Below are 11,656 nucleotides of genomic sequence, written 5' to 3'. Positions count from 1 at the left end.
TCTTCTTCTCATAGCTGGTAGAGCGACCGCCAAAGAAATCGACATAGCTGGCTCCTATATCGCTAAAGATATTGGTGCCGATGACAACATTGGCTGCTATTGGATCATTATATCGTGAAATCTCCCTCCCTTCGATGGAATTGGTCGTGGTTACTATCATGGCATGCTACTTTTCAATCGGGCATGGTTAATACCCAAGCCTAATATACATTATTTATTCTGAATTAATATGTTTACAGCTATTAACTTTCAAGATTATTACAAACTGTAAGGCTAAGGTATGGGTTTGAAAGTAGGATTGGTTACGGGAAACCGTATAAGCATATTGATATCAAAATTATCCTCCTGACTGATCACTACCAAAGCTATGAGAGGTAGGCTCCTCCCCTAACTAAAAGTTGAGATCGCGCGCTCACGAATCTCCGAGACAGGCAGTGGTACCGATGACAACTTGGGCAGCTATTGGAATGTTCGAATTGGTCGTGGTTACTATTATTGACAGCGTTATAAAAATTAAGATTTTATTTTTTATAAGTAAAAGCGAGAAAATCTTTCTTATCTACATAAAATGACTGTCGAAATGTTTTAATTTTAGAAAGGCAGTACTAAAGAAGTGGTATCTAACCACGGGCTGATGAGAAGAAATCCAGGTAAACAAACCTAACGGCTAGGGAAATTTTTAAAATAATTGGTATAAAGAACAAAAATAATATAGCTTTGGATGATCTGAAAAATAAAGCGTAATTTACAAAACTATTTCACTTGTCCGCAATAAAACAATTAGCTAGCCAAACCGTGTGGTATGGGGCAAGTAGTGTGATCGCTAAGCTAGCGGTCAATCTACTTACACCTATTTTTACCTATATACTCAGTAGTCCCGAAGGAGTTATATCTTTAGGAAGAATAAGCTTGATCTACTCCTATTTTGCCTTTTTGAATATCCTCTTTACCTATGGAATGGAAACGGCCTTCTTTCGTTTCAATAATAAAAATAGTACTTTAAAAGAAAATATATTCAATACCTGTTTTGGCTCAATACTCATAAGTACCTTGAGTTTCTGTATTATTTTATTTCTTTTCAACCAACAGATAGACCATTTTTTGGAATTGGGACATCATCCAGAATATATTAACCTGGCCATTGTTATTCTCTTTTTCGACACAGTACAAACCATACCTTTCGCACGTTTAAGAAATGAAAATAAGCCCCGCAAATATGCCTTGATACGTATAGCGGGTGTAACTATAAATATAATTTCGGTCATATTCTTTATGATGTTGCTCCCAAAGCTTGCTACAGCTAACCCCGGCAGTTTTTGGGAATCTATAACTAATAAATACTCTGTAGTCACCTTTGTCCTGTTAAGTAACCTTATACAAACTGTGTTCACCTTTTTGGCATTGTATAACGAATGGAAGGATTTTTCGTTCAGGATAGATACAGCCCTTTGGAAAAAGATGTTCCGCTACAGTTCCCCTATGATCCTCATAGGTATGGCCGGAATGGTTAATGAAGTGATCGACAGACAGATGCTAATTAAACTGATTGATAATACAGAAACATACGCCCAGACTGTACAATCCATATATTCCCAGAATTATAAATTAAGTATTGTTGTCACAATGTTTATTACGGCCTTTCGTATGGCGGCTGAACCATTCTTTTTCAGTAAAGCGCTAGATAAAGATGCTCCCCAAATATATGCGAGGGTGATGAAATGGTTTGTAATTACGCTTAGCATCGCCTATTTAGTGACGGCTTTATTTTTGGATGACCTCTGGATAAAGTGGTTAGGACCTTCTTACCGGTCTGGTAAAACCGTTGTTCCGATCTTGCTTTTTGCCAACGTCTGCACTGGCATATATTATAATCTTTCAGTTTGGTATAAAGTTGGAAATAAAATGTGGGTAGGTGTTATTATTACTTTATTCGGCGCAGCGATAACTGTTGCAGGAAATTATTTATTTATACCTCAATATGAAATGCTGGCATCGGCTTGGACGACTGCCACTTGTTATTCTGTTATGGTCGTGCTATGTTACTTCCTAGGACAGAGATACTTTCCTGTACCCTATCCCGTAAAGCGGATCATAATGTATCTAGCATTGACGGTAGTTTTATATTTAATACAGCATACCATATCAAACATCTTTAGCAACAATGAATATCTTATTTTGCGCCTAGCTTCTGGCTTTGTGTTATTGCTTGTTTTCCTGCTTTTAACTTATTGGATAGAAAGAAAGGATATACGATCAAGCCTAAAAATAAAGGTTCGAAGTGCTCATTTATAATAATGGAAATCAAGTCTATTAGTAATTGATTAAAGGTTTATTAAAATAACATTTTGCAGAAAACCTTTAAGATAGGTGCAATTATTAAAGATTGAGGGAAAACAGGTGGTAGAGCAACCGCCAAAGAAATCGAAATATCTCGCTCCAATATCGCTAAAGATAGTGGTGCCGATGACAACATTGGCAGCTATTGGATCATTATATCGTGAAATCTCCCTCCCTTCGATGGAATTGGTCGTGGTTACTATCATGGCATGCTACTTTTCAATCGAGCAAGGTTAATACCCAAGCCTAATATACATTATTTATGCTGAATTAATATGTTTACAGATATTAACTTTCAAGATTATTCAATTGTAAGGCTAAGGTATTGGTTTGAAAGTAGGATTGGTTACGGGAAGCCGTAAGTTTAGTCAATTTCATTCTCTTTGACTGACTTTCTCGCATACTAGTTTTCTAAATAAAATATACACCATTTTTTGGTGTACCACGAAATTCACAAAGCATATTTTCTTGTAGTATCTTAGGATCGAGTTCGACAGTGAAATGACACTTACTGCTCAAATCGTATATTTCTGCCTTTCATCGCATTTTAATTCTTTAATATAGCTACCTCTAACACAAAAAGAGCCATTCTCTATTGGTCGAACAATTGCTTTTCTCGTTAGAAATTACTATTTTTGAATAGTATTAATGTGTTATTATGAGAAATTTAGAGCACTTAAAAGAAGTTAGCAACAGCGTTGTTCTCAAGTTGCGCAGACAAAAGCTTGATAAAGGGCAACCATTTTTAATAAGGTCTAGCAAATTACCCAAAAATCAAAGTTACATCGAATACCCAAATCATTTAGTTAAAATTGTGATTGTTTCTTCTGATAAACGATCTTTTGATGTAGTACAGGAATTTAATATTCGTCAATCAAAAGATATCTTGAGAGAACTCAATATTTACTAATGCCTGATCTTTACATAATAACGGGTTCTAACGGTGCCGGGAAATCTACATTAGGTGCAGAATATCTTCCAGAGCATATAAAGAGTAATAATATTATTTTCGATGGTGATTTACTCTATACGAAGGAACTATCTCGGATATTCCCAAAAATTGTTCCTTCAGCAAAATACGCTAGAAAAGAGGCTTTGGATTATGTAGTACAGCAATTTGAAGAACAGACAAAACATGCATTAAAAAATGGCTTAGATTACGTCTATGAAGGACATTTTACAAATGACGAAACTTGGGAAACGCCCAAGCTATTCAAGGAGTCGGGTTATAGAATATATTTATTGTTTTTTGGTTTAGAAAATACCGAGCTTTCTCAGTTCCGTGTAACGGAAAGAGTTACTGACGGTGGACATTATGTAGATCCTCAAACATTGGAAAATAATTTTTTTGGAAATCTTGAAAAGCTAAACGATCACTTTCACTTCATCGATGAATTAACTATTGTTGACACTTCAGATCTTAAACATACCATTTTATTGAAATTATCCGACGGTAAAATAGAGTATTCGGTGCAAAAAGACGAATTGCCTGAATGGTTTACAACTTATATGCCTGTCATTGCTGCTTTGATCTAACTTCGACCTTATTTCATCGAATAAACCAACCCTCCCTATCCTATTGATGATAATTTATTTATTAAATTCCTCTTTTGAAATTGTCTTCGTGTCAAATTTGTCTTTAAGCGAGTGATCTCGACTTCGGACAGCAAGTCGTAATTTAGACACCAGAGTAAAAATGAGTTCAATAACCGGAGATAGGAATAATGAAAGAAAGAATGCTCCGGCAAAACCTATATTTCTATTAACACCAATAGCGCCCACTGCTAACGAAAAGATAATCCATCCTAAAAATATTTCCATTGTCTATGTTCTTTATGATAACTTGAAGCAAAACTAAAGCTTGTTTAAAATGAAATTATACGGGAACCCGTAAGGAGAAAGTAAAAGAAAGGCTGAGATTTGCTAATAGATTCTATTTAATCTTATAAGCATCTGTAACAACATGGCGCAAAGAAAACCTTATAATCCGAATACGAAATATGGTCGTCGCAAATTAAGGGAAGATCATTACCGTCGAGTGGCAAATATGACGGACGACGAAAGAGGCAAGCTAGAGACGGACTTATGAGATGGCTTGGTGGAAAAACACCCCTATTAAAACAGTTCATTTAAACTTCAAATAGCTTAGAGTACAGGAAATCTTAGCTTGATTAAAATCGAAAACAGGAAATTTAACCAAAGCACATATTAAAAAATATTATGATGAAAAGATTTTTATTCACATCCCTGAGTGCAATAATACTGTTTGCTTGCTGTCTAAATTCAGAAACAATTGAGTCTACTGAGTTGACGGACACAACTAATGATGAAATAAGTGTAGCGGCCCCCACTAAACTAAGCGGATACACAATATCACCACCAACCATTTCTAGAACACCGACAAAAACCTTATATAGAGCCAACATCGTATTAAAGGGTGACGATGGATTAAATGATGAAAACAATAAACAGCTCCTACTCCATCTTTATGATTCTATAAAGAATAGTGATGCAAGCCCAAATGCAGTCAGTCTATTTCTATTTCAAACGGAAGAGCACAGTCAAAGTGGTATGGGACAATGGGTCGCAAGGCTTTCAAAGGCTAAAAACGATGATGAACCTACCGTAGCTGCACAGCATTTTAAAATTCCTCCTCCGGAAAAAGCACCATCTTATCGCAAATCACTTACACTTGAAATTCGAAAAGAGATATTTAAGGAGATTATCCTGGCAGAGGACAAGTCGATGCAAGAGGCCGAAAGAAAGTATCCATTGACGAGCTTTAGCAACGCAGAGAAGAATGATACTTATCAGCATCAACTGGCAAAAAAGTTCAAGGTCGAGATTCAAAGAAAATTTAAAGTAGACCAGAAAACACTTAAAACAATATCATTGGAAGGATTGGAATATAATTGGCCTATGCCAAAATATTCGAAAGACTAACAGTAGATATTAAACAAGGTACGGCGTTCTATCATGGCATTATACTTTTCAATCAGGCAAGGTTAATACCCAAGCCTAATATACATTATTTATGCTGAATTAATATGTTTACAGATATTAACTTTCAAGATTATTACAAACTGTAAGGCTAAGGTATTGGTTTGAAAGTAGGATTGGTTAAGGGAAACCGTAGCCAATATATCCAAGAATGTTTCTCAGGTAGTTAAGGGGAAAATTTCTATACAAAAATCCTTTATCTTTATCATTGCTAATTCAGATTCTTAAATTACATCACAGGATGAAAAAAATACATGTATGGTTCGGAAAGTTTAAAACGGAGAAAGAATTAAAAAAATATCTGGATCAAAATGACTATCTGGAAGCATGGTCTGTTTATGACAACGAACCACCAACCGGAAACGGAGAGGACGATAAAGAACCAAATCCGGAGTTACGCTGTGATTTTTGCAAGGAAATTCATTTGGATAACTATGATGAAGATCTCATGATAATGAAATATTATAAGAACTCTCTAAATATCAAAACCATTGCAAATGATATTAGTGTAGATAAAAATGAGTTAGAAACATTATTAAGAGGACATAGTTTCATTGGTTTTAACTCTGTTGTAGCTTTTGAAGACAATGACCTAGATGAAAAAGATGCTTCACGTTCTGAAACGATAAAGTACATTGGAGAATTGGCTCAGTTTTCTGACCGGTCTTTATCAGATTATGAGGTTCATTATTTATGGATAGGAGACAATAAAATTGATAAAAAGAATATTCTCCAACAAGCGGCACTAAATAAAAAGGATATTTTAAAACTGAATTATTACCATACTTCAAAAAGCGAAAAACTTGACGAGATACTGATTCTCCAAATAGAAGATTACAACATTGCCGAAAAGATGATTCTCAAAATTGAAGAGCTGAGAATGATCACAGCCCATTCCGTACTTGAACTCGTTGTAAAAGGCACAATTGAAATACATGGTGAAAAAATTGCCGATATGCTCGGTTTGAAATATATCGGAAAATTTGACAAGGAATAAAATCTAATTTGTTTTTTCCAGTTTATAATCTGCCATTTACGGGAAACCGTAGCTCGCACCTGAATCGTATTGGTTAACACGACTTTTCTCGTAGTCCGCTAGATTCTGGGGAAGCTGCAAACTGTGTAATCTCCCCTAAAAATAGCTACGATTATTAATGTAGTTTTATAAATTAGGTACAATGAAAAAAAGCAAATTCAGCGAATCACAGATCATCAAGATCTTATCAGCTCAAGAAACGGGACAATCGGTATCTGACATTTGTCGAGAGTACGGAATTAGTCAAGGAACGTTTTATTCCTGGAAGAGTAAGTACTCTGGTATGGAGGCTTCTCAGCTCAAACAGATGAAAGATATGGAGCGAGAGCTGGCTCAATATAAAAAAATAGTTGCCGAACAGACTTTACAGATTACGATCTTGAAGGATGTAATAGAAAAAAAGCTGTAGGGCCTGGCGAGAAACGAGAGCTGGTGGGTTACGCCCGAGAAGCGTTTAAAATTAGCCTTCCTCAGGCCTGCATATTGTTTAGTTTAAGTACTTCAGTGTATTATTATTGCGCCAGGCGCAGAGATGACAGCGAGGTCATTGAGCAATTATCTATTCTAGCGGAGGTTCACCGCAGGTGGGGTTTCTGGATGATGTACCACCGCCTTCGCAAACTAGGTTTTATATGGAACCACAAGCGCGTTTACCGTATATATACGGTAATGAGGTTAAATCTTAGGAATAAACGAAAAAAGCGACTTCCATCCCGTATAAAGGCACCATTGCTCTGTCCGATTGGTCCAAATATTACCTGGAGTCTCGACTTTATGCACGATACACTGGCAAATGGGAAAGCAATACGTACATTGAACGTCATTGACGATTTCAATAGAGAGGCTTTGTCGATCTCTGTTGACACCAGCCTACCGGCACAGCGGGTGATCCGAGAGCTCGAAAAATTGGTTGAATGGCGCGGGAAACCAGAGAAGATCCGTTCGGACAATGGGCCTGAATTCGTAGCTGAGGCTATGCGCGAATGGTGTGCGAATAAGAATATACAATGGGAGTTTATACAGCCAGGTAAACCGACACAGAACAGTTTAATCGAACGGTTCAATAGGACCTTCAGGCAAGATGTTCTAGACTGTTACATGTTTGAGAGCCTCGCGGAGGCCAGAAAATATGCTAATGCATGGGTCTGGATGTACAATAATGTTAGGCCACACTCCTCGCTGGGGCAGTTGTCGCCGACGGAGTTTCTGTCAAAATATGGAAAACTCTCCGAGTTTCCCTCATTCCAACAGGATAGCAATAGCAAATCTGATTGGAATTCTTTAGTTTTGGGTGTAGCTAGCTAGGGTGAGATTACATACACAAATGGGTAGTTTTCGTTACTTCAAATAAATTATAGCCATAAAATCAATAAATTTATGATTGACAACTAATTGTTAATTATAGCGAATACGTATATTATTAAGCAGATTGCATTTCTTTCCAAGCCCATAACAAAAGATATATTTTCAGAATTCTCGGGACAATTTAGTAGTTCAACCATCTTTAGTAATAAAGGCAGGTATTTATATGTACTGTTTGCAAACTTATTGAGTTATTCATGAAAAGAATTTTATTGTTTATCACTGTCTTCCTTTCAGTCATTAGTTGCAAGGACGATCATCATGAGTCGAGCAGTGAAGATTATGACCTAATCGCTGCATTTGACAAGGTGAAACAAAGTTCGGTTAAAAGAGATATTTCATATATGCCTAAGTGGCAAGAGCGAATCGAATTTGAAGGTAGTTCTTATATCCCTTTAAAAACAGACAAGAGAATCTACTCCTATACGCAAGATAGTGTCAAGTATTCTCTCGAAGGTAAAATTTGGCTTAAGGCAAATAAAGAAGGAATAAACTGGAAGTTTACTATTTTAAATGTTTTACCGAATGATCCAGAATATAATAAAAAATCAGGAATATTTCTATACGAAGACTGGAAAACTGGACAATTTAGCTACCTGGGGTACGTTGAGGATAGACTGTATAGTCCAAGCGCCTATAACAATACCCTTAAATTAAAAGGGTATGTAAAAAAAGGACATATCCCACCACCATGTAATTTTATTTATTCGACAGTTTGTGCAGGAGAGGGAGAAGATCAAGTTTGCACCACCCGATCAACAATGGTTTGTTCAGATGCTACAGGCGGTGGTGGTAGTGGTACCGGTGGTGGTGATGGATCTGGCGATGGTAGCGGTGGAGGTAATCACGGTGGTGGTGGCGGAAGTACTCCCCCAATTATACCACCAAATACACCAAGTAAAGAGGATAAAGAAATCATTGATTCCTTACAGGGATATCCTTGTGCACAAGCTGTACTGGCAAAAATTCCAAATTTGCAAAATAAAATTTCCGAGTGGCTGAAAAAAGAGTTCAGTAAAACTCCTTCTCCAGATGAAAGGATATATATTATAAAATTTAACGCGAGCCTTCAACTTGGCAATAATGTTGACGGGCAACATATAGGTTATGAAACATCTGCCAAAGAGGTCCATTTAGTTACATTAAACGGAAATATGCTTAAAACAGCTTCCCAAGAATATATTGCAGCGACCATGTTCCATGAATCACTTCATGCATTTTTACTTTCTGAAAGATTACGATTAAAAGCCTTAAATCAAGAAAGTCAGTTTGCAATATTATATCCTGGCTGGACACCCTATACCATTGGAGGACAGGTGAAATATGCAAATGACCACAATAATTTCGGAACTTTGCTTGAAGATCTAAAAAAGGCTCTAAAAACTTTCAACCCTTCTTTAACTGAAAGCGAGGCATCTGCATTAACAAAAGGTGGAGTTATAACCTCAATGACACAAGCAGAGATTGATATTAATAAAAATCATAAAGATGGAAAAACAGGCACAAAATGTACACCTTAAAATAGTTTTCTTTATAAGTTTCCTATTATCAACTTTTTATGGGTTAGCAGAGGAGAAAACAAAGTTTTTTTTAATTGATGAAAATGAGAAATCTTATTCGTTAACAACATTTGATCTTTCAACAAAATCGCTTTATGGAGTTGACAGAAAAATTACGTTGTACAATTTAATGTTGAACGATTACAGAAGAGTTAATAACCAAGATTATCAGTATGTCAAATTCAAGGAACCTCCGCTAATTTTATTTTCTGTGTTACCTGACTTGGATGGAAATCAGGATTGGAAGGAAATCAATTTGGATAGCATAAAAGACAAAATGATCGACCTGCGTTATCTACGACACTTATTTTCTGCGAATACCCTAGATCTTCCTGATCAGATTCTTAGAAATGAAACAAAATATTTTAATGACTATCAGGTAATTGTCAAGAAGGGAAATAAGTATTTAGTTTCTAAAAACTGCCTACTCCAGTTTTATGTTATAAGTAGTAGACCTGAACCATTTGCCAATGTATATTGTACAATTAACATTAAACAAACTCCGATAAGCATTCTTAATTTTGAAAAGATTTATAAAAGTGTTTATCCCAATGATATCTTTCCTTTGTATACAATGGGTGAAAGTGATAAATTAGTTACTTTTCAACGATCACGTGACCGTCGGGAATATCTTTCCAAAATATTCAAATTAGGTGACAGCACGGCATACCAGTTCTGGACATATTCAGACTGGCAAAAAGATTATCGATTCTATGAGGTAGACCGAGGCATTGACCGGTTTGTGTATATACCTGATAAGGGTATTGTCGGTGGATCCTTCGATTTCTATTTTTACTTTAACAGAAAGAAGATACCATTAAAATATTCAGGTTTCATGAATAATATCAAACAGGAGAAGGTGATGATCGCAGACACTTTCAAATAGAAGAGGCTATTGTGGACTTTGGATCACTGTCGTCATAATTTCCATGTTTCGGACTATATTACATAGCATATGATGTTTTAATAGCTTATCTCATCAAGGAAATCCCGCTGCCATTGAATATAAATTGGGGATTCCAAGCCAAATGCATCTATATTATTCTCTCAGCCATATTTCCCTTGATCGGATATACTGGCTTTAAATTGAAAACAGTACTTTCAGCACGTAAGTAGGAATCTATGGAAGATAATTGGAGTAAATATGGATTTTCAAGTACTATGGGGCCAAAATTAAGGGAACTAGTACAAATCCAGCTTGCTGATGAATTAAATAGTTTATTAGGTATGAGCTTTGAATTTGACTTTAACTGGTCAGAATCCTGTATAGAAGGCCATGATGGAATGTTTCTGGATGGTAGCCTGGAAAATTATTCGGGTATTATATTGATCGACAAGCAAGCATCAATTAAAGCCGATGGCTGGATGGACTTTATTCAGGAAGGAGATTTCTTCCTGGCTTATTGGGATCAAATAACTATTTGGCAAAATGATAGGAAACTATTCTCAAAAGATTTTGGGATTTCTAGCTTCGCCTATGAATTAGTTCCCGAGGAATTGCGCTGGCATCTAAAAGGAGTCAGAAAACATTAAAGAAATGGAAAATTTGGACGAAAAAGTTTGGTATGCTTGTTATGGTTCGAACCTGCTGCAAGAAAGGTTTCATTTATAGGCATGCCGACCCTGATGTACTAGAGCTTTTCGATCTCTTCGACAGAAAGTCCTGTACCCTTAGCAATATCAGCTGTGGGTAGCCCCATTTCCTTAAATGCTTTAGCAGTCTCAAGCGCTTTTCTGCGCTCCCCTTCTGCCAGACCCTTAGCGTGACCTAAAGCTTCTCCGGATTTCTTGGCCGAATTGAATGCGCTCTCAGCATCTCGCTTATGTTTTAAACTTGCTTCGTATGACATGAGTTCCTCCTCCGTTAATTTACCTATCTCTCCTATCTCAAAGATAAGACCAAATATTCTTTTATCCAAAAATGTTGGCAATCTATCCATGGTACTCAAGTGTTTAAGTAAGTACAACCACTGATCCATAACTGTCTTTAGTTCTTCCGGCTGTTTATTAAATAATGGGAGCGAAATCATTTTATATCCCAATTTATCATAGAATATTTCTTTGGTCAATTTGTCACACAGCGCCACATCATAGAAATAAGGACGCTCTGTGACACGGGATATACCAGAACTTCCGTTTCTATCCATGTCAAACTCCAAAATACCAATAAAGTAAACCTCCGGTAGGTAATAATCACTACCCTTCTTACCTCGCGCCAATTGTTTATTGATGAGACGTGAGGTATAATACACCGCGCGGTCCTTAAAAAATTCTTGAAAGAGCTGCTGCATCTCAATGATGAAAACCTCACCATCGCTGCCGATACAATGTAAATCAAATACAACACGACGCATTTCCTCAT

General features: G+C 36.5%; 14 protein-coding genes. 10 read left to right on the top strand and 4 right to left on the bottom strand.

The window, feature by feature from the left end; genetic code table 11:
- Window positions 1–160: heavy metal-binding domain-containing protein (locus HPC41_RS25845; protein WP_172395425.1), on the bottom strand; the 160-nt coding region annotated here is incomplete at its 3' end.
- 602 nt (window positions 161–762) lie between these two features.
- Here HPC41_RS25845 and HPC41_RS18065 point away from each other — a divergent pair.
- Window positions 763–2,292: an oligosaccharide flippase family protein gene (locus HPC41_RS18065; protein WP_172395424.1), complete on the top strand. Its 1,530-nt coding sequence runs from the start codon at window positions 763–765 to the stop codon at window positions 2,290–2,292.
- Window positions 2,293–2,321: 29 nt separating this feature from the next.
- On the opposite strand, the gene HPC41_RS25840 is transcribed toward HPC41_RS18065, so the two are convergent.
- The gene (locus HPC41_RS25840; RefSeq protein ID WP_172395423.1) at window positions 2,322–2,543 is read right to left on the bottom strand and encodes a heavy metal-binding domain-containing protein; all 222 of its coding nucleotides are present in this window, start codon (window positions 2,541–2,543) and stop codon (window positions 2,322–2,324) included.
- Between the two features lie 452 nt (window positions 2,544–2,995).
- Here HPC41_RS25840 and HPC41_RS18055 point away from each other — a divergent pair, with 452 nt between their 5' ends.
- Both HPC41_RS18055 and HPC41_RS18050 read left to right on the top strand, forming a co-directional pair.
- A complete protein-coding gene (locus HPC41_RS18055) occupies window positions 2,996–3,247 on the top strand; it encodes a hypothetical protein (RefSeq protein WP_172395422.1) in 252 nt (83 codons plus the stop codon).
- Window positions 3,247–3,873, top strand: coding sequence for an ATPase (locus tag HPC41_RS18050; RefSeq protein ID WP_172395421.1), 627 nt, complete (start codon window positions 3,247–3,249; stop codon window positions 3,871–3,873). Before HPC41_RS18055 ends, HPC41_RS18050 begins: the two co-directional genes overlap by 1 nt.
- Window positions 3,874–3,927: 54 nt before the next feature.
- On the opposite strand, the gene HPC41_RS18045 is transcribed toward HPC41_RS18050, so the two are convergent.
- Window positions 3,928–4,158 (bottom strand): hypothetical protein, encoded by a 231-nt coding sequence (locus HPC41_RS18045; RefSeq protein WP_172395385.1) that lies wholly within the window; start codon window positions 4,156–4,158, stop codon window positions 3,928–3,930.
- Between the two features lie 142 nt (window positions 4,159–4,300).
- Between HPC41_RS18045 and HPC41_RS25625 the strand changes: the two genes are divergently transcribed.
- From HPC41_RS25625 to HPC41_RS18015, 7 genes are all read left to right on the top strand, one after another.
- A complete protein-coding gene (locus HPC41_RS25625; protein WP_281358844.1) occupies window positions 4,301–4,426 on the top strand; it encodes a hypothetical protein in 126 nt (41 codons plus the stop codon).
- A gap of 131 nt (window positions 4,427–4,557) precedes the next feature.
- Window positions 4,558–5,280 carry a hypothetical protein gene (locus tag HPC41_RS18040; protein WP_172395420.1) on the top strand — a complete coding sequence of 241 codons (723 nt, stop codon included), beginning with the start codon at window positions 4,558–4,560 and terminating at the stop codon, window positions 5,278–5,280.
- Between the two features lie 298 nt (window positions 5,281–5,578).
- On the top strand, window positions 5,579–6,334 hold the full coding sequence (locus tag HPC41_RS18035) for an immunity 22 family protein (RefSeq protein WP_172395419.1): 756 nt from the start codon (window positions 5,579–5,581) through the stop codon (window positions 6,332–6,334).
- 181 nt (window positions 6,335–6,515) lie between these two features.
- Window positions 6,516–7,678 (top strand): IS3 family transposase gene (locus HPC41_RS18030; RefSeq protein WP_246250851.1). Its coding sequence is split into 2 segments (ribosomal slippage): window positions 6,516–6,768 and window positions 6,768–7,678, totalling 1,164 coding nucleotides; the frame shifts between segments, so codons are not numbered across the junction.
- Window positions 7,679–7,932: 254 nt separating this feature from the next.
- On the top strand, window positions 7,933–9,255 hold the full coding sequence (locus HPC41_RS18025; RefSeq protein WP_172395384.1) for a hypothetical protein: 1,323 nt from the start codon (window positions 7,933–7,935) through the stop codon (window positions 9,253–9,255).
- Entirely contained in the window at window positions 9,224–10,180 is a 957-nt protein-coding gene (locus HPC41_RS18020; protein ID WP_172395418.1) for a hypothetical protein, read from the top strand. The genes HPC41_RS18025 and HPC41_RS18020 overlap by 32 nt, the downstream gene beginning before the upstream one ends.
- A gap of 236 nt (window positions 10,181–10,416) precedes the next feature.
- Entirely contained in the window at window positions 10,417–10,827 is a 411-nt protein-coding gene (locus HPC41_RS18015) for a hypothetical protein (RefSeq protein WP_172395417.1), read from the top strand.
- A 98-nt stretch (window positions 10,828–10,925) separates the two neighbouring features.
- On the opposite strand, the gene HPC41_RS18010 is transcribed toward HPC41_RS18015, so the two are convergent.
- A partial coding sequence (locus HPC41_RS18010) for an Rpn family recombination-promoting nuclease/putative transposase (protein ID WP_172395416.1) occupies window positions 10,926–11,656 on the bottom strand: 731 nt, incomplete at its 5' end.

It is taken from the genome of Sphingobacterium prati, from assembly GCF_013167215.1.
GTDB lineage: Bacteria > Bacteroidota > Bacteroidia > Sphingobacteriales > Sphingobacteriaceae > Sphingobacterium > Sphingobacterium prati.
The sequence above is the reverse complement of the archived record's forward strand: the minus strand, read 5'-3'. Positions and strand labels throughout refer to the sequence as shown.

Coding starts and splice junctions, on each gene's coding strand:
- HPC41_RS25840 (WP_172395423.1), bottom strand. CDS start 2,543: ATGATAGTAACCACGACCAATTCCATCGAAGGGAGGGAGATTTCACGA.
- HPC41_RS18055 (WP_172395422.1), top strand. CDS start 2,996: ATGAGAAATTTAGAGCACTTAAAAGAAGTTAGCAACAGCGTTGTTCTC.
- HPC41_RS18050 (WP_172395421.1), top strand. CDS start 3,247: ATGCCTGATCTTTACATAATAACGGGTTCTAACGGTGCCGGGAAATCT.
- HPC41_RS18045 (WP_172395385.1), bottom strand. CDS start 4,158: ATGGAAATATTTTTAGGATGGATTATCTTTTCGTTAGCAGTGGGCGCT.
- HPC41_RS25625 (WP_281358844.1), top strand. CDS start 4,301: ATGGCGCAAAGAAAACCTTATAATCCGAATACGAAATATGGTCGTCGC.
- HPC41_RS18040 (WP_172395420.1), top strand. CDS start 4,558: ATGATGAAAAGATTTTTATTCACATCCCTGAGTGCAATAATACTGTTT.
- HPC41_RS18035 (WP_172395419.1), top strand. CDS start 5,579: ATGAAAAAAATACATGTATGGTTCGGAAAGTTTAAAACGGAGAAAGAA.
- HPC41_RS18025 (WP_172395384.1), top strand. CDS start 7,933: ATGAAAAGAATTTTATTGTTTATCACTGTCTTCCTTTCAGTCATTAGT.
- HPC41_RS18020 (WP_172395418.1), top strand. CDS start 9,224: ATGGAAAAACAGGCACAAAATGTACACCTTAAAATAGTTTTCTTTATA.
- HPC41_RS18015 (WP_172395417.1), top strand. CDS start 10,417: ATGGAAGATAATTGGAGTAAATATGGATTTTCAAGTACTATGGGGCCA.